The following is a 20,469-nucleotide window of genomic DNA, read 5'->3' as shown; positions in this document are numbered from 1 at the left end:
TCACACCTTCGTCACCTGGGGACGACCCAGGAGCCCTTGTGGTCGGAAGATCAGGATCAGCACCAGCAGCGAGAAGCTGAAGACGTCCTTGTAGTCGGTGTTCACCATCCCCGAGAACTGCGCTTCCGCGATGCCCAGTATGATGCCGCCGAGCATCGCGCCAGGCAGCGAGCCGATTCCGCCGAGCACGGCGGCTGTGAATGCCTTGATGCCGATGATGAAGCCGGCATAGAAATCGAACGTGCCGTAATTCAGGGTGATAAGCACGCCTGCCAGCGCAGCCATGGCAGCTCCGATCACGAACACGTAGGAGATCACTCGGTCGGTATTGATCCCGAGGATCTGCGCCATCTTGCGGTCCTGCTGGGTTGCGCGGCACATGCGTCCGAGGCGGGTCTTCTGAATGATGAAGGTCAGCGCAAGCATGCCGAGGATGGCCGCGACAAGGATGAAGACCTTGGTGTAGGTCAGCTGGACGAAGTCATCACCGATATGCAGGCGCAGGCTGCCTTCGAGCATGGTCGGGATCCCCTGCTGGCGAGCGCCCTGGCTGAGCTGAACGTAGTTCTGCAGGATCAGTGACATGCCGATCGCCGAGATCAGGGGCGCCAGGCGTGTCGAGTTGCGCAGGGGTTTGTAGGCGATCCGTTCGATGGCGAAGCCGTACACACCCGTAACCACGATCGTGAAGACCAGTGTGCCCAGGATCACCAGCGGGAATGAATGGATACCGAAGAAGCCCAGAATGGCGATGGCAATGGCGGCGATGTACGCCGAAACCATGTACACCTCGCCGTGGGCGAAATTGATCATGCCGATGATGCCGTAGACCATCGTGTAGCCGATTGCGATCAGGCCATACACCGCACCCAGCGTGAGACCGTTGACCATTTGCTGCCAGAAAATCGCGTCCATTAATCAACTCTCGAGTCAGACAGGAATTTGCCGTGCGCAGCGGTCCGCCGACGGGCCCGAAGGCGCGTCGCCCTTTGGAGGAAGAATGTGTCGGGGCAGCTCGGTACGAGCGGCGCCATCCGCGCGCAAGCACCCTTGCGGCGCCATGTCAGTACACGACGCCGCCAGGAGACGTCAGAGTTGCTTGTACTTGCCGTCCGCACCCCATTGGTACATCACATAGTCCGAGACTTTCAGGTCACCCTTCTCATCGAATTCCTTGGTGCCCATGACGGTCTGCACGGGGTGGCTCTTCAACCATGTGCTGGCTTCAGCGCCGTCGGTGCTGCCAGCACCGTTGAAAGCGGCCGCAAGCGCCTGGATGGAGGCGTAGGAGTAGAGCGTGTAGCCTTCGGGCTCATAACCGTTCGCGCGGAATTTCTCGATGACTTCCTTGCCCGCGGGAATGAGCCTCGGATCGGCGCCAAAGGTCATCAGCACGCCGTCGACATACTGGGCACCGCCTGCGGTACCGACGAACTCATCGGTTACGATGCCGTCGCCGGACACGAACCTTGCGGTGACTCCCTGCTCGCGCATCTGACGAACCAACGGACCGGCTTCGGCATGCAGACCACCGAAGTAGACGACGTCTGCACCGGACGCACGAATCTTGGTGACCAAGGCGTTGAAATCCTTTTCGCCGCGGGTCAGCCCCTCGTACATGATCTCTTTCACGCCGCGCTTGTTGAGCTGCGCGCGCGTCGCGTCGGCGAGTCCCTGCCCGTAAGTATCCTTGTCGTGGACGATGGCGACCTTGGAGGCCTTGAGTGTGTCGACGATGTAATCGCCAGCGATGTTGCCTTGCTGGTCGTCCCGGCCGCACATGCGGAACTCACCGGTGAGGCCGCGCTCGGTGACCTGCGGATTCGTCGAGGCCGGGGTAATGGAAATGATCCCGGCCTCGTCGTAGATCTCCGAAGCAGGCATGGTGGACGACGAGCAGAAATGGCCAACCACAGCAACGACCTTGTCCGAATCCACCAAGCGATTCGCCACAGCGACCGCCTGTTTCGGTTCGCAGGCATCGTCCCCTTTGACGAGCGTAATTTTCTCGCCATTGATGCCGCCCGCCGCATTGATATCAGCGGCCGCCTGCTCCGCACCGCGCCACAGCTGTTCGCCGAAGGCCGCGTTGCCGCCCGTCATTGGCGCCGCCACACCGATCACGACATCGGCCTGTGCAATGGCCGACAGTCCCATCGCGCTGGCAATTGCAACAGCCATTACACCCTTACGGAAAGTCTTGTGAGGCATGTGTTGCTCCTGAAGGAGATTTGCTGGATTGGCCCGCTTGCCAGAGCAAAGCGTGTGCCAGCCATTTGCCTCCAGGCCCGCGATAGCCGGATCGGAAAATTCCACGAAAATGAATGCGGAAGCTGTAAAAACCGCGCTCGAAAACAGCGTCAACGCGCCATTTATGATTAGAAGGGCGACACCGATGCGGTTTTAGCAATTTTGACTACGATAGTGCGCAGTTTCGGAGCATTTGCCGCACGTTAGCGGTGCAGCAAATCTACACATCCGCACCAGCAGTGAACGCCCGCATGCACCAAACGTAACAGCTGATGTTATGAATAGCGGCACAGCAGCGCCTGGTGATTCGCACAATCGAGGTGCCGCTTTTAGCTGCTCGATCTGCATACTGGCCTGCCTTTATAGATGGGTGGCCAGAGGCGTATGGCCGCGGCAGGAACCCCATCGATGAAGCTTTCATAACAGCCGTTTGGCTGTGCAGGACAAGGTCCACCGGGAGCGCCATCAGGCGGCTTGCATTGAGTGGGACGGCTGCCAGTTCTACAATATTGCACCGAATTCGAGTCGAAGCCGCCACACACGCGCCTTCGCCACCGCTCCGCATGAACCAAATCAAACGATTCACGTCGGACTCTATTCCCATGCTCCCGGTGCTCGTAGCTGCACGGCCGTACGCGACAGGCTTTCAGTCGCGACGACCAGCGCTCGCCCGGAGCGGACCGCTTTCGTTTTCAATCTTATGAGATATCCATATGACCCATCGTATCGTGATCGTTGGCGGCGGCGCCGGCGGCCTGGAACTGGCTACCCGCCTTGGCAACTCGCTGGGCAAGCGTAAAAAAGCCAGTATCACCCTGGTCGACGCGAACATGACGCATATCTGGAAGCCGCTTCTGCATGAGGTTGCTGCCGGGTCGCTGAACTCGTCGGAAGACGAGCTCAACTACGTCGCTCAGGCCAAGTGGAACCACTTCCATTTTCAGCTTGGCCGCATGTGCGGACTGAGCCGCGCTGAAAAAGTCATCCAGCTCGAAGCCACACATGACGAGAATGGCGAGGTGATCCTGCCCGAACGCACGCTGAGCTACGACACGCTGGTGCTCGCGATCGGCAGCAATACCAACGATTTCGGCACGCCTGGCGCGGCTGAGCACTGCATTTTCCTCGACACGCGCGCGCAGGCCGAACGCTTCCACCGCCAGTTCCTCTCCCACTACATGCGCGCCCATGCCGGCCAGGCCGCTGCGTCGGTGGACATCGCTATCGTCGGCGCAGGTGCGACCGGCGTCGAGCTCGCGGCAGAGCTCCACCATGCCGCGCGTGAGCTGGCTGACTATGGTCTGGATCGAATCCAGCCAGAGGATCTGCGCATCAGCCTGATTGAAGCGGGCCCGCGTGTCGTCCCAGCGCTGCCTGAACGCATGAGCACGTCCGTTCACCAGACGCTGGAGAAGATCGGTGTAAAGGTCATGGTCGGGTCGCCGGTTGCACAGGTCAGCGCCGACGGTTTGACGACCAAAGACGGGCAATTCATTCCGGCATCGCTGAAGGTATGGGCTGCTGGCATTCGCGCCCCGGCATTCCTCGCCAATCTGGATGGGCTGGAAACCAACCGCATCAACCAGCTTGTCGTTCGCCAGACGCTCCAGACCACGGGGGATGACGACATCTTCGCCTTCGGTGATTGTGCAGCGTGCCCGCGCGGCGACGGGAGCGAGTACAACGTGCCGCCGCGCGCGCAAGCCGCTCATCAGCAGGCGTCGCTGCTGGCAAAATCCTTGCAGCACAGGCTTCAGGGGAAGCCACTGTCAACGTACCGTTATACGGACTATGGCTCGCTGATCTCGCTCTCGCGTTTCAGCGCGGTCGGCAACCTCATGGGTAACCTGATGGGTAGCGTAAAGCTCGAAGGCTGGCTGGCGCGAATGTTCTACGTATCGCTCTACCGGCTTCATCAGGCCGCCCTTTATGGTCCGGTCCGCACGGCATTGCTGATGCTGAGCGATCGGATCGGACGCAGTACGGAGCCCCGTCTCAAGCTGCATTGATCCAGAACGTATGCCGCCGGATGGCGCCGACGAACGCAGGCCACGACATGACTCACAATGCTTTCATCCCGTTGTTGATCGTACAAATGAGTGTGCCGCCCGAAGAAATCCGGGCGCGCGTCGGCGAACAGATGGACTGGTTCCTCGCGCTTTTCGAGGAACTGCCCATCGAGCCGGTGTGTGTACGACCCCATCTGGGTGAGGCATTGCCGGAAGCAAGTCACGTCGGCGCCGTCATCATCAGCGGCTCATGGTCGATGGTGACCGACCGCGCTGAGTGGAGCGAGCGCACGGCGGACTGGATTCGCTTGGTACATGCCGCGCGCGTCCCGCTCTTCGGAGTCTGCTACGGCCACCAACTGATTGCGCATGCACTCGGTGGCCATGTGGACTGGTTGCCAGGCGGGCGTGAGCTGGGCTCGCTCGATGTGGAACTCACCGAAGCCGGACGCGCGCACCCAATACTCACCGGTTTCCCTTCCGTGTTTCCCGTAATCCTCAGCCATGAGCAGAGCGTGGTGAGCCTTCCGCCCACCGCGAGAGTCCTGGCGGGCTCGACACGCGACCCCCACCAGATCCTCCATTATGGTGGCGAGACCTGGTCCACCCAGTTCCATCCCGAGTTCACACCGGAGCTGTTGTCGACTTGCCTCGAACGCCGCCGCGGCGTACTCGAAGCCGAGGGGTTGGATGTCTCAGCGCTCCTGGATTCGCTTGAATCAACGCCATTCGCGGCCCGCCTGCTGATCGAATTCGTGACGCGCAACGCCCTTCAAGCGCCACGCGTAGCCAGGGCATTGGCGACGCCTTACTAACTCCTCCCAGGGCATCTTTCGACGAGATGCCCGTCCTCCCTTCCGTATGGCAGTCGCACCAACGAGCAACCGCTGGTTCGGTACGGCAGCGCCTGTGGCGTGTCACGCGTCGGCTTTCCATCGTGAAGGCCAACCCTACTTTTCATCTGTTCATGTGGCGTTCAGCCGCCTTTTCCGACGCGTCGCTATGATCCCTCAAGGCTTTCGAGCAGGGGCGTGAGTTACCGCTTTCCCCTGCGCTCGACTCGTCGCCATCGCAACGCCAAACCGATCCAAGCGCACCTATAACTCAGAACAAACCGCACATTGACCCGACCCGCATCCCTGCCGCGTCGCGTTCGCATGCGTTCGATTAATGGGTACCGGAGCGGAAGGCCCTCCCTGCGAGGGTGCGAGCTCGAGTAGGTGTGCATAGCCCGCACGCCAGCAACCGCCCAGCGTTTGGGCCTATCCGACTCTCGCTACGGTTATGGCGACGAGTCTCGTGATGACCGGTACGGGATACAACATGTCACTGCCCTTCCTTCCCTTTTCTCGCCCCAGCATCGGTGATGAAGAAATCGCGGCCGTTACGGCCGTCCTGCGCTCGGGATGGATCACCACCGGGCCACAGAATGGCGCCCTCGAACAGCGTTTCTGCGAATACCTGGGCTGCCAGCATGCGGTAGCCCTTTCCTCGGCCACGGCAGGCATGCACGTCGCCCTGCTCGCGCTGAACATCGGGCCGGGCGATGAGGTGATCACACCGTCACAGACTTGGGTCTCGACGGCCAACCTGATCTGCCTGCTGGGCGCGACACCTGTGTTCGTCGATGTAGACCGGGACACCCTGATGACGGATGCCGCTCGCATCGAGGCGGCCATCACTCCCCGTACGAAAGCCATCATTCCGGTCCATTACGCAGGTGCAGCCTTCGACCTGGACCCGCTTTACGCGCTGGCACGTCAGCATGGCATTACCGTCATCGAAGATGCCGCGCATGCTGTCGGCACACGCTATAGCGACCGCCTTGTTGGCGCGCAGGACACCGCCATCTTCTCGTTCCATGCGATCAAGAATCTCACCTGCGCAGAAGGTGGCATGTTCGTCACCGATGACGAAGCACTGGCTCAGCGCGTAAGGACGCTCAAGTTCCACGGACTGGGTGTCGACGCCTATGACCGCCTGACCCACGGTCGCAAGCCGCAGGCGCAGGTCATCGAACCTGGGTTCAAGTACAACCTCACCGATATCAATGCCGCCATAGCCCTCGTGCAGCTCGAGCGGATCGAGGCCATCAATGCCAAGCGCGCGATGCTGGCGAACGCCTACCTCGAGCGCCTGGCGGACCTACCCGTGCAGCCGCTTGCGCTCCCGACCTACCCGCACACCCACGCGTGGCATCTGTTCGTACTGCGGATTGACCCTGAGCGCTGTGGACTGGACCGTGATGCTTTCATGCAGGGCCTTCAGGCGCAGGGCATCGGTACCGGCATTCATTTCATCGGCACGCATGTCCAGCGCTACTACCGCGAGCGCTTCCCGGATGTGAGCCTGCCCAATACGGAATGGAACTCGAGTCGCCTGTGTTCGATTCCGCTGTTCCCCGATATGGACCTGGCCGACGTGGATCGCGTGGTTGGCGTCATTCGACAGGTTCTGGAGAGCGCAGCATGAAGCCTTATCCCATCGAGCGCGTCTCGGTCGTCATCCCGGTGTACAACGAAGAAGCCAGCCTGCCCGAGCTGCTCGCCCGTACCGATGCCGCTTGCAAACAGCTGGGCCGCGCTTATGAAATCGTACTGATCGACGACGGCAGCCGTGATCGCTCGGCTGACATGATCCAGGCCGCCGCGCGGGCCGAAGGCAGCCATGTCGTCGCGGTGATCCTGAACCGCAACTACGGCCAGCACGCCGCGATCATGGCCGGATTCGAACAGTGTCAGGGCGATGTCGTCATCACCCTTGATGCGGACCTGCAAAACCCGCCGGAGGAAATCCCGCGTCTCGTGGAACAGGCCGCACTGGGTTACGACGTCGTCGGCACCGTGCGGGACAACCGGCAGGATTCCGCTTTCCGTCGTCTGCCTTCGCGTGTCATTAATCTGGCCGTGCAGCGCTCGACAGGCGTTGCCATGAGCGACTACGGCTGCATGCTCCGCGCGTACCGCCGCAGCATCATCGAAGCGATGCTCGCATGCCATGAACGCAGCACCTTCATTCCCATCCTCGCCAACAGCTTCGCCCGGCATACCACCGAAATCCACGTGAGCCACGCGGAGCGCGAGCACGGCGTTTCCAAATATACGCCGATGCGGCTCATCAACCTGATGTTCGACCTCGTCACTTGCATGACGACGACGCCGCTTCGCCTGCTGAGCATCATCGGCGGCGCCTTGGCGCTGGTGGGTTTCTGCTTCGGCCTCCTGCTGCTTGCCCTGCGTGTACTGCTGGGTCCGGACTGGGCCGCTGAAGGCGTATTCGTGCTGTTCGCGATTCTGTTCATCTTTACGGGCGCCCAGTTTGTCGGCATGGGCCTGCTCGGTGAGTACCTGGGCCGCATGTATCACGACGTTCGCGCACGCCCCCGCTACTTCATCGAACATATCGTCCGCGGCTCCGCTTCAACGACTGCCACGCCCGCCCCGCTCGTTTCCTCCGTTTCAACACAAGGTTCGTTCTCCCATGACTAAGACTGTTGTATTTGCCTATCACGATATCGGCTGCGCCGGCATCGAAGCCCTGCGCGCTGCGGGCTATGAGATAGCCGCTGTCTTCACCCATCCGGACGATCCTTCAGAAAACCGCTTTTTCGGTTCCGTCGCCCAGCTCTGCGCGCGCCACGGCATCCCGGTGCACGCGCCGGAAGACGTCAACCACCCCCTTTGGATCGAGCGGATCCGCCAAATCGCGCCCGACTTCATCTTCTCGTTCTACTACCGCCACATGCTGTGCGAGGCATTGCTCGAGACAGCCCGGGTTGGTGCGTACAACCTTCACGGCTCCCTGCTGCCCCGTTATCGGGGACGCGCGCCTGCCAACTGGGCGCTGGTAAACGGCGAAACGGAAACGGGCGTCACGCTGCACCGCATGGTCCGCCGCCCGGATGCCGGTCCGATCGTCAGCCAGCTACCTGTCGCCATTGGCCCCGACGACACTGCTCAGGATTTGCACGGCAAGCTGCGCAGTGCAGCAAGTCAGTTGCTGGGCGATGCCTTGCCTGCCCTGGCCAGCGGCCAAGTGGTGGAAACCCCCCAGGATGAGAGCAAGGCCACCTACTTCGGCCGCCGCACGCCAGCAGACGGTGAACTTGACTGGACCCTGCCAGCAGGCCAGCTTTACAACCTCGTCCGGGCTGTCACGCAGCCCTATCCGGGCGCCTTTACCTTCGTGGGTGATCGCAAGCTTATCGTGTGGAACGCCCGGGTCATCGAAGGGGCCCCCAACAGCGTGCCCGGTACCGTGCTTAGCCTGGACCCGCTGCGCGTCGTCTGCGGCGAAGGCGCACTGGAAATCGTTGCAGGACAGCAAGGCGACAACGGCCTGTATCTGGCCGGTGCGCAGTTGGCGCGGGAGATGGGGCTGGTCGAGGGTCTGCGTCTGCGTAACAGTGGCGCGTTCAAGCCCAAGCGCCGCACCCGTGTGCTGATCCTGGGCGTCAATGGCTTCATTGGCAATCACCTTTCCGAGCGCCTGCTGCGTGACGGCAACTACGAAGTCTATGGTCTGGACATCGGCTCCGACGCCATTGAGCGCTTGAAGGGCGACCCGAACTTCCACTTCGTCGAAGGCGACATCAGCATCCACACCGAGTGGCTCGAATACCACATCAAGAAGAGCGATGTGGTGCTGCCGCTGGTTGCCATCGCGACCCCCATCGAGTACACCCGCAACCCGCTGCGGGTGTTCGAGCTCGACTTCGAGGAAAACCTCAAGATCGTCCGCTACTGCGTCAAATACGATAAGCGCGTGATCTTCCCGTCGACGTCCGAAGTCTATGGGATGTGTGATGATGACGAGTTCGACGAAGACCAGTCCCGCCTGATCGTCGGCCCCATCAACAAGCAGCGCTGGATCTACTCCGTTTCCAAGCAGCTGCTGGACCGCGTGATCTGGGCGTATGGAAAGAAAGACGGCCTCAAATTCACCCTCTTCCGCCCCTTCAACTGGATGGGGCCGCGTCTGGATCGACTGGATTCCGCGCGCATCGGCAGCTCACGCGCCATCACCCAGCTGATCCTGAACCTCGTGGAAGGCACGCCGATCAAACTGGTCGACGGCGGTGCACAGAAGCGCTGCTTCACCGACGTGGACGACGGGATCGAAGCCCTCTTCCGCATCATCGAGAACAAGGGCGGCCGCTGTGACGGGCAGATCATCAACATCGGCAATCCAACCAACGAAGCGAGCATCCGTGAGCTGGCCGAAACGCTGCTGAGCCAATTCGAGGCGCATCCACTGCGTAGCTACTTCCCGCCCTTCGCCGGCTTCCGTGAAGTCGAAAGCCGTTCGTTCTACGGCGAAGGCTATCAGGACGTCTCGCATCGCAAGCCCAGCATTGCCAATGCGCGCAAGATGCTGGATTGGACACCGGAGGTCGACATGGCTGAAACCATCGGCAAGACGCTGGACTTTTTCCTGCATGAGGCACTGGCCGGCCAGGCGGACGAGGCGCGATGATCGAAGCCGGGCTGCGTATCGATGTCGATACCTTTCGTGGCACCCGTGATGGCGTGCCACGCCTGCTCGAGCGGCTGGACACTGCCGGCATCAAGGCAACATTCTTCTTCTCTGTAGGGCCGGACAACATGGGGCGCCACCTGTGGCGCCTCATCCGGCCGCAGTTCCTGTGGAAGATGCTGCGCTCGAATGCAGCCAGCCTGTATGGCTGGGATATCCTGCTGGCTGGCACGGCGTGGCCGGGTCGGCAGATCGGCCGTGAGCTTGGCAGCATCATGCGGGAGACCCAGGCTGCCGGGCACGAAGTGGGCCTGCACGCCTGGGATCACCATGGCTGGCAGGCGCATGTCGGGCACTGGTCACCCGAAGTCCTTCGCCAGCAGATCCAGCGTGGCGTCGAGACACTCGGCGAGATCCTCGGGCAACCGATAACCTGTTCCGCTGCTGCTGGCTGGCGTGCCGACGAGCGCGTGGTCGAGGCGAAGGAAGCCTTCGGCTTTCGGTACAACAGCGATTGCCGTGGTGAACGGCTGTTTCGTCCTTGCCTCGCGGATGGCCGCCTCGGCGCGGTCCAGGTTCCCGTCACGCTTCCGACTTACGATGAAGCCGTCGGACCATCCCTGACTTCAGCGGATTTCAACACGTTTCTCCTCGAACGCTTCCGCACGGATGCACTCAACATCTACACCGCCCATGCCGAGGTAGAAGGCATCGCGCTGGACGCCGCATTCACCGAACTATTGGGCATGGCCGAGGCACGCGGGATCGCGTTCAAGCCGCTTGGTGAACGCTTGCCGGCGGATCTTTCAAGCCTACCGACTGGATGGGTTCGTCGCGGCACGCTGGCGGGACGTGAAGGCTGGCTGGGCGTAGAAGCATGACTATCATGCTGGTCGCGCTGGCCAGTTTTCTAAGTTGCCTTGGACAGATCGCCCAGAAGATCGCAGTCGAGCGCTGGCGCGGCCACCATCGCACCGCCTGGCAAAAGCTTCGTTCGCCCTGGCTCCTGGCCGGGCTGACCTTTCTTGGCCTTGGGTTACTGGCCTGGCTCTTGGTCCTGCAGCGCCTCGAAGTCGGCATCGCCTACCCGATGTTGAGCCTTAACTTCGTCTGGGTCACGCTTGCTGCGCATTGGCTGTTCCACGAGCACATCGATGCACGTCATTGGCTGGGTGTCGGACTCATCATTGCCGGCATTGTCGTGCTGGGGATGGAGATATGAGGACGGGCCGCGGAATAGCGCTGGGAATGGGGAGCGTGCTTTGCGTAAGTGCAGCGCAGCTGGCCATGCGGGCCGGCATGGCCAGCCTGCCGCCGCCCGCGAACTGGCTGAATGGTCCACAATCGATATCGTTGGATTCGCTGCTGATGGTGCTTGCCGGCATATCCGGCTACGCCGTATCGATCGCCTGCTGGGTAGGCGCCTTAGGCATCCTCCCCCTTGGGCGGGCCTATGCGCTGTTGAGCCTGAGCTACCCGCTCGTTTTTTTCGCCGCGACACTGCTGTTCGGCGAGTCATTCAGCGTACTGAAATCGCTGGGTGTCGCACTCATCGTCGCTGGCGTGCTCACCATCCATTCGCGCCGCGCTCCAGGCGCACGCGGCCTGGCACGTGAGGAGCTTTAAGTGAAAATGAGTGTATTACGGCCAGCCCAGGCTGCCGTACTGGCCACCTTCACGCCGTCAGCCTGTTGTTCCATACGCCTACACTGCTCAGGAAGAGGCTATTGATGCACGAAACACCATCAAGGGCCCGCCGTTGGCTGCTTATTGGAGGCCTGGCTCTTCTCGCCTTTTACCTCATCACAGGCCTGGTGGGACGAGGCCTCTGGAAAGCTGACGAGCCCTATTCGTTCGGCATGACGTGGAATTACCTGACGACATCGGACTGGGTCGTCCCTCGGGTCGGGAACGATCCGTTCATGGAAAAGCCGCCCCTTATGTACTGGACCGGCGCGATAACCGCCTACCTCTTCCAACCCTGGCTGTCCGCACCTGACGCATCTCGCGTGGCCGTGCTCGGCTGGATGCTAGCGACGCTCGTCATTCTCTTTCGTTTGACGGAAAGGCTCCATCCGGGCCGAGGCCTTGCCGCTTGCCTGCTGATGCTCGGCATACCTGGCATGGTCCAGCACGCTCACCTGCTCATCGCCGATGTACCACAACTCACGGGGGCAGCCCTCGGTCTGGCTGGACTGGTTGGCATCGCCCTGCGCCCTGATCAATACGTCAGGCAGGGTCTGGTCTTCGGAACCGGTTTCGGGATTGCGCTCATGAGCAAGGGGCTATTGATACCTGGCGTCCTGGCCGTGACGGCATGCGCCGCCGCGCTGCTCAATCCGAAGCGTTACCTCACGATGAAAGGTATGGCCTGGGTCGGCTGGTCGGTGCTTGCCGCGCTGCCCTGGATGGTGGTCTGGCCGCTTTTGCTGTGGCTACGTGACCAAGACTTGTTCATGGACTGGTTCTGGGTCAACAACTTCGGGCGCTTCTTCGGCCTGTCGCAGCGCAACAGCATCAGTGACGGAGTTGGCAGCGACCTCAAGGTGCTCGCCGGCCTCACCTTTCCTGCAGGGTGGGCATTGCTGGGCGCCGTTCTGGTCACGCTAAGCCGCACGCTACGCCACGGTCGCATCAGCGAAGCCTGGGCACGTTTCCATGCCAATCCCGGATTGGCGATGGTATGGGTGTACACCGCCGTGTTCATGGCAGTGCTGCTCACCTCTGCCGTGTTCCGAAGCGTCTACGTATTGCCCCTGTTTCCGGCATTGGCCCTGGTCATGGCCGGTATTCGCCTGCCCCTCCGGGCCGAGCGGATACTGAGGGGGTTCGCAATCACGCTGTTCAGTTTGGCCGGGGCCTATCTCTGGTTCGGCTGGTGGGCCATTCAGGCTGGCGAAACCGGACTCATCGCGCGAGCCCTACGCCGCGTGGTACCCGTCGACGAGCCCCTCTCGCCCAGCGGCCTATGGATAGTCGCGGCCCTCGTCTTGACGGGCATCTGGATCGCCACAGTTGCCTGGCGTCGGCGACTCGAATGGCTACACGTCTGGTTCGCAGGCATCACCCTGGTCTGGGGATTGGCAAACACGCTGTGGCTGCCGTGGGTCGATCTCGGTCGAAGCTACGAACGCCCCTTCCACGCGTTCAAAGCCACCCTTCCCCAGGAGCTGGACTGCCTCAATACGGTCAACCTTGGCGAGTCCGAACGATCGATGCTGCATTTCTACGCGGGCATCAAGCCAGTGATGGAAGATGATGTGGCACAGGCGACCTGCAGGGTCCAATTGATCCTCGACCAAGCGAAGCATCCGCGCGATCCGGACCCGGCTCGCTGGGCACCTCTATGGGAAGGCCAACGAAGCGGCGAGCGCACGGAACGTCTGCGAGCGTTCATCCAGCGCAGTGACTGACTGGCGTCGCGTTACCCGGGGGCCGAGCTATATGCTGAGGCCCTCTCTACAGCATCCGTGCAGAACACATGAAGACGGCTATTCCACTGTTGCTGACTGCGCTCATGCCCTTCGCGGCTATCGCAGCACCTCGGCACGATCTACCCAGCTGTGATCTAAAGGCCCAACAGGCGCTGCAGGCGCCGGCCGGCGGGCCACTGGAAGATGAGCGCCAGGCGCATATCGCTATGCGAGCGGATGCATTGCGGGCTGACATCGACAAGGCCCGCGAATCCGGGCGACTTTCTCAGAGCGAGGCAGACGCATTTGTTCAGAGGGTGGGGCGCATCCGAAGCGAGGCTGCCGCATTCGTTCAAGAACAGGGCTTTCTCAGTGCCGGCGAGCGTGCCAGCTATGATCGCGAACTCGATGAGATTGTAAGGGTGACCTGTTCCTGACAGGGAACAGATCTGCACCCGGCTACGCTGGGCTAATCACGATGCCAACTGGCGGAAGGTAAGCGGCATATGATCCCTGGTATCCCTAAATCACGGACCATCCGATAGTCGCTTTCAGCCGCTGCCCCTCTGAGAGCCATCGCGCCGGCGCCACTGGCTTCACACATGCCCAAAACGCAAAAACCCTCCATGAAGGAGGGTTCTTACTTGAATATGGTGGGTCGTGTAGGATTCGAACCTACGACCAATTGGTTAAAAGCCAACTGCTCTACCGACTGAGCTAACGACCCTTGGTCGGGGTAGAGAGATTCGAACTCCCGACATCCTGCTCCCAAAGCAGGCGCGCTACCGGACTGCGCTATACCCCGATTGGAAGTTGGCTCCGCGACCTGGACTCGAACCAGGGACCCAATGATTAACAGTCATTTGCTCTACCGACTGAGCTATCGCGGAACTAAGCACTTCCAAATCTCCTTCACTGGTCCGGCTTTCGCTGGAATCCCGTGTCAGAGGCGCGCCATTTTACTTAAGCATTTTTGCCTGTCAACCCTAAAAACAGCTTTTCTTTTAAGTAGTTGCGGTCGGCCCCATGGCTGCGATGATATGAAGAGAGATGCTTTACCCGCGGTGGCCCATGAAAGAACCGAACGACTCCCCTGCACGGCCGCGCCCTGCTCGGATTGCCACAGGCCATTCGCCGGTCGTTCTCGCCTGCCGTACCTTACTCATCGAGCATATGGCCGATGGCGTCGAGCAAGTCTTTTTACAAGCAGACGATACCTTGTTCGACGCGGCGCAGTGCGCTGAGAACAATCAGGTACAAGCCTTGTTCCTCGATGCGCTGAGAGATGTACGAACGCTTCGCGCGTCACTGGTGCGCGAAGCCGTGGGTCGCTTGGCCAGCTACTACGACTTCTATTTCACGCCAAAGACACACGAGCCGGCCCCCTCCTCCAGTACCGAGCCACTGGCGCTGATCGACCAAGATGTCTTCGAGGCCCGCTTGCAGGCGGAACATGCCATCGCCCGCGCTCACAACGACAACGTAGCCATACTGGCCACCTTGCAAGAGCGCTTCGCTAAGCTCGAGGGTGGAAAGCGCATGCACGGGGAGAGTCCCATCTCGCCCAAGCGGCTATCGGACAGCTTCTACGGTACGCTGGAGAACAGCCCGCTTCACCTCAAGGTGAGAGCTGTCCTCTTTACGCTGTTCGACCAGCACACCCTGCGCACGGCGGGGAAACTTTACGCACGCATTGATGGGTGCCTGGATGAGGCAGGCGTACCGCGTCTTCCAAGTCCGGCCCGGCCGAACGCAAAGCATGGGGCTGGCCAAGCGCCCAGCTCGCCTGGTGCGCTCCCTGCAACGACACCGGACGTAATCGATCAGCTGGACGACCTTCTTGCGTTGCTGTACCACGCCTCGGCGCAATCGACTGTAGCGAATGACATGCGACGGGCCAGCCAGCCGCCATCGCGCGCGCAGCACGTGACGCTGGCCCGACTTGATGGACTACTGGCCGGGCTGCAGAGGAAAACGCCGCAACACGAGCGTCACAACCTTCGCCGGGCGCTGACCCATTCGCTGACGATCCAAGCCGGCGAGCCTCAGCAACCAATGCCGCACCATGCCCAGATCATCGACCTTACCGACCTATTGTTTAGCCATATAGCGACCGACCCGCTTATTTCGAAAACCATTCGGCCAGCGCTCTCCGAGCTGCACGTCCCTTTCCTGCGCGCCGCGCTACGGGCACCAGACATACTGACAAATGCCGCGCACCCCCTTCGCCAGCTATTCGATCGGCTTTGTCAGGCGGCGGAGCTGTGGAGCACGGCGGATGCAGATACGCTTAACCTCGCAGAGGCCATCAACGAGACAGAGACGCTGCTTGGCGAGAATGGCGCATCGCCCAGGCGGATTGAAGCGGCAATTGGCACCCTGGACGAATTGGCCCAGGAACTGACACGACGCAGCCAGCTCAGGGAAAAGAGAGCAGTCGAGGCCGCGCGAGGCCAGGACAGGCTGGAGGCCGCGCGTAGCCGGACGACTGCGGTGGTCTCTCGCGTCTGTGGTGGCGTCGGCTTACCTACGACAGTAGAGCGATTTATGCGCGGCACCTGGCAGGACGTATTGATTTTCGCCCATTTACGCCACGGCGAGACGTCCAGGACTTGGCAGCACCTGCTTGATGTCACCGAAGCACTTGGCCGCACCTTCACTGTAGGCAAGCCTGCCGGCATGGACTGGGAGGCTATCGTGACCGGGGTGACGAGCGGCCTGAACATGCTGGGCCACTTCTCCGAACAGAATATCGAGCGTATCCGGCATGACCTTACAAGTGCGAGCGAAGCGGTGCTGCGAGCGACGCCTGCGGATGTGCGCCAGCGGTCATTGACTCCACAGCCGCCTCCAGCCTCGCCTGATCCTGAACGCGAACAACGACCTCCTGGAAAGCCGAATCAACATGCGCCGCTTGCCGCCCTGTCATTCGGGCAGTGGTTCGAATTTGGCGAGGAAGATGCGCGCAGACGATTGAAGCTGGCCTGGTTCAGCGCCGCTACCGGCAACTACATGTTCGTTGAGCCTAACGGGCAACCGGCCTTCGTACTGAGCCGCGACGCGCTCGCTTCCATGCTCGCGGCAAACGACGCCCGGCAGGTAGACGAAGCCCTGCCCACGAGCCTGCTCGACCGCGCTATCCAATCGATCCAGCGACTGCTAACGCGGCTCCGCGCCAAGGAAACTTCTGATGGATCATGAACGACGCAAACATCCTCGCTACAGTGCCGAAACGTTGCTCGAAGCATGGGACGTGGAATCGAACGAGCGAGTGGGCCGTGTCGTCGACCTTTCGGAGGGCGGCGCAATGCTGTACTGCTTATGCCTTCCTTCCGAAGGCGTTGTCAGAACCTATCGCATCGCCGCCGGGCCTGATTCGAAGGCTACATCGGTTGTGTTGACACTCGACTGTCTGTGGACACGTCCGGCGAGCCATGGTGAAGGTGGCTGGGCCGGATTTCAAGTGGTAGCGCTGGAGGACACCAACGCACTTCTTGAGCTGCTCACCACCTTATCGCTGCTTGAGCCGCCGGGCTGAACCATCCCCTTTCCTCAGCCGTGGCATGCGTATAGAGTCAAAAGAAAACGGTGCCCAACAGGCCCAGTGACGATTGCAGGCGAACGCCACACGTCATGCGGTACGGTAGGCACCCTTCTCCCTGGGAGGAAAGACATGCGCAAGACCTGTACCTCCGCTTTACTCGCCATTCCCATGGCCCTGCTTACCGCCCTGGCCCACGCTGACGATTCCCCCATTGGCCGTTGGAAGACGATCGATGACGAAACGGGCAAGGCCAAATCGATTATTGAAATCCACAAGGACGACGCCAACGGGCAGCTCGCAGGCACCGTGGCGGAAATCCTTCAATCGGATAAGGGGCCGGAACCCGTTTGTGACAAATGCGACGGGGAACGCAAAGGCAAACCCATCAAGGGCATGACGATCCTCTGGGACCTCAAGCCGGACGGTCCAGACGTGTGGTCCGGCGGCACGGTCCTCGACCCATCCAAGGGCAAGACCTACCGCGCAAAGATTACGCTTACCGACGGCGGCCAGAAGCTCCAGATGCGGGGCTACCTTGGCATCGAAGCGATGGGTCGGACGCAAACCTGGATTCGGGAATAAGCAATGCGCACGCGGCGACCGCCGCGTGCGTCCCAATCCACGTCAGCCTTCGCTGAAATCCATCTCCGGCGGCCGGCGGCGAAAGCCGCCAGTGATACACGCCAGGTACACCAGCCCCACGGCCAGCCAGCAGACGCCGAGCATGATCGCCAGATGATCAAGATTGACCATCAGCCACAACGTAGCGCTCGCACCGATCAATGGGCATACCAGATACAGTATCGATGCCTTTGCGCCACGCTCGCCCTGAGCAATGAAGTAATGGGCGATGACAGACAGATTCACCAGCGCGAACGCAAGAAAAGCGCCGAAATTGATGAATGAAGTCGAGGTGGTGACGTCGAGCTTGAGCGCGAGCAGCGCGATGATGCCGCACAAGGCAATGGCGTTCACCGGCGTACCGAACCGACCCAACCGACCGAACAGCGCATGGGGCAGCACGCGATCACGGCCCATCGCAAATAACAGACGAGAGGCGCTCGCCTGTGCCGACAGGCCGGACGTGAATTGACCCACGATCAATCCGATGAGAAAGATCGAAACGAAGACGTCACCGCCGATATTACGCGCGATTTCATAAGCCGCGGAGTCGACATCAGCGAACGCCAGCGATGGATGCGCCAGCTGAACGAAATACGACACCGCAATGAAGATTGCGCCGCCAAGAATAGTGATTAGGAGAATGGCGCGCGGGATCGTACGGCGCGGCTCGTGGGTCTCCTCGGCCAGCGTACTCACCGCATCGAAGCCCAGGAATGAATAGCATGCGACTGCTGCCGCACTGACCGCGAGCGGAAGCCCTCCATCGCCCAGGAAGGGCTCCAGTGTCCAAAGCGGTGTCGATGCATTACCCAGCACATAGCGAATGGCGAGCCCGACGAAGGCGATCAGCACAAGCATCTGCACCAGCATGAGCACGCCGTTGACACCCTTTGCCAAGCGTAGGCCAACGACGTTGATTAGCGTCGTGATACCAATGAAGGCCAGAACCCATACGGGTTGTGGGACGCTTGGAAATGCTGAGGACAGATAGGCTGCACCAATAAGCCAGATGGCCATAGGCAGAAACAGGTAGTCGAGCAATACGCCCCACCCCGCCATGAAGCCAAGCCGCGCGCCGATTGCCCGGCGAACATAGGTATAGGCCGAGCCTGCCTGGGGAAATGCGGCCGCCATGTGAGCATAACTGGCCGCTGTGAATAACATCGCAAGCGATGCCAGCAGATAAGCCGTCGGAACCTGCCCCTGGCTCAGGTCTGACAGGATTCCGAACGTACCGAGCACAATGATCGGCGTCATGTAGGCGATGCCGAACAGCGTGACCGTGCTCAGCGTGAGAGTTCGTTTCAACGTAGCCATGCGACTGATTGCTCCCGGATTATGGTTATTTGGGCAGGGCCGAGGTCGGCGGCAAAATGTTTTTTGAGGTACGCCCCGGTGGGCCGGGGTCTGGCGCCGGCGTTGCCGGTCGCTTATGCAGGCCTTGGGGCGATCAGTCGATACGCAGGGTACGGCTCCCATCGGCGCATTCTTCCACTTCGCCTGGCAGCACGATGCGTCGTTCCTGCAGGTAGCGGTAATCGCGCCGGACGTCCTGCAGCAATGCGAGATCCAGTTCGACGGTCAGCGTTTGCGGGTCACGCCCTGCCTCGCAGAGCATCCGGCCGAACGGGTCGACCGCGGCGCTGCCGCCGGCAAACGTCAAGCCACCATCCCCCTCGCCTACCCGATTCACCATGACGGCGAATGCCTGGTTTTCAATGGCCCGAGACATGATCGCCGCTCTGTGGACGGGGCCGTACGGATCCATGTTGCCGTTGGTGACAAGCAAAACATCCGCACCGAGGTGAGCCAGCGCGCGTGCCGTCTCGGGGAACTCGATGTCATAGCAGATCAGCAAACCGATCCGGGCACCCATGAACGGAACCGTCACGAAGTGATCGCCAGGGGTGAAGACACCGCGATCAGATGCCCAAAGATGCGTCTTGCGATAGCGGCCCTTGATGCCATCGGGCGTCAGTAGCAACGTGGTGTTGTAATAGCGCCCCGCATCGGCCTCTGCCATGCCCAGCACGGCTGATACCCGCCTGGCCTTCAAGGCCTCCAGCACAGAAGCCACGGCAGGGCCATCGATGGCTTGCGCGACCTGGCCTACATTGGCCTCGGTCGGAAACCCACTGAGTTGCGTTTCGGGAAACAGGAGCAAGTCCGTATCCCTGGCACAATCTCGGATTGCCTCCAGGGTGCGCTCTGTATTCCACGCGACATCGCCGTCACGGCCGGCGAGCTGAACGAGTTCGATTTTCATGGTGACTCCTGCCAAGGGACGCTGGCAGTATGCGTCGGGCCTCACAACGAGGGTAATCACGCCCAGGGGTTAACCCGTCGGGGGTAGTATGACGCTTACCTTGCAGGACCTTGCCTGGCACCGGGACGTAGGCCAATTGATCGACGCGCTGGATGGCAGCGCGTTCTGGACTCGGCTGGTCCGCCAGCTGAACTACTACGTTTCCTTCGATAATTGGGTCGTACTGTTGTTCGGCTCCGGACGCCCGCATGTGCTTGCTGAATCCCCAGGTGAAGGCGGTGGCGAGGACCCGCTCTTTCGCGACTACCTGAAAGGGCTCTATCTGCTCGATCCGTTCTATCTCGCTGCACGAGAACACCCGGCGAGCGGCCTGTTTCAGTTGGCGGACGTTGCTCCGGAGTGTTTTGAACAGACCGACTACTACCAGCGCTATTTTCGGCTGAACGTGGTCGAGGATGAAGTGCAGGTCAACGTCCAGATTGAAGGAGACCGGGTCCTGTGCCTTTCGCTTGGCGCGCGGCGCCGCTTCGACCGTGAAGAAATTGCCATGCTCGACATCGTTCGCCCGTGGGTCTCGGCGCTGATGCGGCAACGACTCCATTTCGAACAGCCACGCGAGTCCCCCCCTCCAGAGCCCCATTGGCAAGATCGGCTCGTCGCACATCCAAAACTTCAGGAAGCTCAGCTCACCAGTCGCGAGCTGGACGTGGCGCGGCTCATGCTCAGCGGCTGCTCCGGCAAGGAGATCGCACGCAAGCTTTCAATCTCCGTCGAGACGGTAAAAGTGCACCGGCGCCACTTGTACGCGAAGCTCGGACTGAAGTCTCAGTCCGAGCTGTTCTCGCTATTCCTGAACGCCCAGGACAGTTGACGTACGAAACCGGCTGG

18 protein-coding genes and 3 tRNA genes are annotated in these 20,469 nt (G+C 61.0%); 14 read left to right on the top strand and 7 right to left on the bottom strand.

Annotated elements, in window-relative coordinates:
* Together ACY8D3_RS02315 and ACY8D3_RS02310 are read right to left on the bottom strand one after the other, a co-directional pair.
* Positions 1-915, bottom strand: a complete 915-nt coding sequence (locus tag ACY8D3_RS02315) for an ABC transporter permease subunit (RefSeq protein ID WP_462381416.1) — start codon at positions 913-915, stop codon at positions 1-3.
* Between the two features lie 174 nt (positions 916-1,089).
* Positions 1,090-2,211: a branched-chain amino acid ABC transporter substrate-binding protein gene (locus tag ACY8D3_RS02310; protein WP_462381415.1), complete on the bottom strand. Its 1,122-nt coding sequence runs from the start codon at positions 2,209-2,211 to the stop codon at positions 1,090-1,092.
* A 752-nt stretch (positions 2,212-2,963) separates the two neighbouring features.
* Here ACY8D3_RS02310 and ACY8D3_RS02305 point away from each other — a divergent pair.
* The 10 genes from ACY8D3_RS02305 to ACY8D3_RS02260 all read left to right on the top strand — a co-directional run bounded on the left by ACY8D3_RS02305 (position 2,964) and on the right by ACY8D3_RS02260 (position 13,584).
* Positions 2,964-4,259: an NAD(P)/FAD-dependent oxidoreductase gene (locus ACY8D3_RS02305; protein ID WP_462381414.1), complete on the top strand. Its 1,296-nt coding sequence runs from the start codon at positions 2,964-2,966 to the stop codon at positions 4,257-4,259.
* A 47-nt stretch (positions 4,260-4,306) separates the two neighbouring features.
* Entirely contained in the window at positions 4,307-5,074 is a 768-nt protein-coding gene (locus ACY8D3_RS02300) for a glutamine amidotransferase (RefSeq protein WP_462381413.1), read from the top strand.
* A 508-nt stretch (positions 5,075-5,582) separates the two neighbouring features.
* Positions 5,583-6,731, top strand: coding sequence for a UDP-4-amino-4-deoxy-L-arabinose aminotransferase (gene arnB / locus ACY8D3_RS02295; RefSeq protein WP_462384203.1), 1,149 nt, complete (start codon positions 5,583-5,585; stop codon positions 6,729-6,731).
* A complete protein-coding gene (gene arnC / locus ACY8D3_RS02290; protein WP_462381412.1) occupies positions 6,728-7,747 on the top strand; it encodes an undecaprenyl-phosphate 4-deoxy-4-formamido-L-arabinose transferase in 1,020 nt (339 codons plus the stop codon). The genes arnB and arnC overlap by 4 nt, the downstream gene beginning before the upstream one ends.
* Entirely contained in the window at positions 7,740-9,734 is a 1,995-nt protein-coding gene (gene arnA / locus ACY8D3_RS02285; RefSeq protein ID WP_462381411.1) for a bifunctional UDP-4-amino-4-deoxy-L-arabinose formyltransferase/UDP-glucuronic acid oxidase ArnA, read from the top strand. Before arnC ends, arnA begins: the two co-directional genes overlap by 8 nt.
* Complete coding sequence (arnD, locus tag ACY8D3_RS02280; protein ID WP_462384201.1) at positions 9,734-10,615, top strand: 4-deoxy-4-formamido-L-arabinose-phosphoundecaprenol deformylase; 882 nt, start codon at positions 9,734-9,736, stop codon at positions 10,613-10,615. Before arnA ends, arnD begins: the two co-directional genes overlap by 1 nt.
* Positions 10,612-10,956: a 4-amino-4-deoxy-L-arabinose-phosphoundecaprenol flippase subunit ArnE gene (arnE, locus tag ACY8D3_RS02275; protein WP_462381410.1), complete on the top strand. Its 345-nt coding sequence runs from the start codon at positions 10,612-10,614 to the stop codon at positions 10,954-10,956. Before arnD ends, arnE begins: the two co-directional genes overlap by 4 nt.
* Positions 10,953-11,360, top strand: a complete 408-nt coding sequence (gene arnF, locus ACY8D3_RS02270) for a 4-amino-4-deoxy-L-arabinose-phosphoundecaprenol flippase subunit ArnF (protein WP_462381409.1) — start codon at positions 10,953-10,955, stop codon at positions 11,358-11,360. The genes arnE and arnF overlap by 4 nt, the downstream gene beginning before the upstream one ends.
* Before the next feature lie 104 nt (positions 11,361-11,464).
* Positions 11,465-13,147: an ArnT family glycosyltransferase gene (locus ACY8D3_RS02265; protein WP_462381408.1), complete on the top strand. Its 1,683-nt coding sequence runs from the start codon at positions 11,465-11,467 to the stop codon at positions 13,145-13,147.
* Between the two features lie 68 nt (positions 13,148-13,215).
* Positions 13,216-13,584 (top strand): hypothetical protein, encoded by a 369-nt coding sequence (locus tag ACY8D3_RS02260; protein WP_462381407.1) that lies wholly within the window; start codon positions 13,216-13,218, stop codon positions 13,582-13,584.
* Between the two features lie 214 nt (positions 13,585-13,798).
* On the opposite strand, the gene ACY8D3_RS02255 is transcribed toward ACY8D3_RS02260, so the two are convergent.
* The 3 genes from ACY8D3_RS02255 to ACY8D3_RS02245 all read right to left on the bottom strand — a co-directional run bounded on the left by ACY8D3_RS02255 (position 13,799) and on the right by ACY8D3_RS02245 (position 14,037).
* Positions 13,799-13,874 (bottom strand) — tRNA-Lys (locus ACY8D3_RS02255).
* A gap of 1 nt (position 13,875) precedes the next feature.
* Positions 13,876-13,952, bottom strand: a tRNA-Pro gene (locus tag ACY8D3_RS02250).
* 9 nt (positions 13,953-13,961) lie between these two features.
* A tRNA-Asn gene (locus ACY8D3_RS02245) sits at positions 13,962-14,037 on the bottom strand.
* 181 nt (positions 14,038-14,218) lie between these two features.
* On the opposite strand from ACY8D3_RS02245, the gene ACY8D3_RS02240 reads away from it, so the two are divergent.
* The 3 genes from ACY8D3_RS02240 to ACY8D3_RS02230 all read left to right on the top strand — a co-directional run bounded on the left by ACY8D3_RS02240 (position 14,219) and on the right by ACY8D3_RS02230 (position 17,273).
* Complete coding sequence (locus ACY8D3_RS02240; RefSeq protein WP_462381406.1) at positions 14,219-16,348, top strand: DUF1631 family protein; 2,130 nt, start codon at positions 14,219-14,221, stop codon at positions 16,346-16,348.
* Positions 16,338-16,685: a PilZ domain-containing protein gene (locus tag ACY8D3_RS02235; protein WP_462381405.1), complete on the top strand. Its 348-nt coding sequence runs from the start codon at positions 16,338-16,340 to the stop codon at positions 16,683-16,685. The genes ACY8D3_RS02240 and ACY8D3_RS02235 overlap by 11 nt, the downstream gene beginning before the upstream one ends.
* 135 nt (positions 16,686-16,820) lie before the next feature.
* Positions 16,821-17,273 carry a DUF2147 domain-containing protein gene (locus tag ACY8D3_RS02230; RefSeq protein WP_462381404.1) on the top strand — a complete coding sequence of 151 codons (453 nt, stop codon included), beginning with the start codon at positions 16,821-16,823 and terminating at the stop codon, positions 17,271-17,273.
* 42 nt (positions 17,274-17,315) lie between these two features.
* Here ACY8D3_RS02230 and ACY8D3_RS02225 read toward each other — a convergent pair whose 3' ends face one another.
* Together ACY8D3_RS02225 and ACY8D3_RS02220 are read right to left on the bottom strand one after the other, a co-directional pair.
* On the bottom strand, positions 17,316-18,632 hold the full coding sequence (locus tag ACY8D3_RS02225) for an APC family permease (protein ID WP_462381403.1): 1,317 nt from the start codon (positions 18,630-18,632) through the stop codon (positions 17,316-17,318).
* Between the two features lie 133 nt (positions 18,633-18,765).
* Positions 18,766-19,581, bottom strand: a complete 816-nt coding sequence (locus ACY8D3_RS02220; RefSeq protein ID WP_462381402.1) for a carbon-nitrogen hydrolase family protein — start codon at positions 19,579-19,581, stop codon at positions 18,766-18,768.
* Between the two features lie 88 nt (positions 19,582-19,669).
* On the opposite strand from ACY8D3_RS02220, the gene ACY8D3_RS02215 reads away from it, so the two are divergent.
* A complete protein-coding gene (locus ACY8D3_RS02215; RefSeq protein WP_462381401.1) occupies positions 19,670-20,452 on the top strand; it encodes a helix-turn-helix transcriptional regulator in 783 nt (260 codons plus the stop codon).
* Positions 20,453-20,469: the final 17 nt, after the last annotated feature.

It is taken from the genome of Pseudomonas sp. Marseille-QA0892, assembly GCF_054950135.1.
The sequence above is the reverse complement of the archived record's forward strand: the minus strand, read 5'-3'. Positions and strand labels throughout refer to the sequence as shown.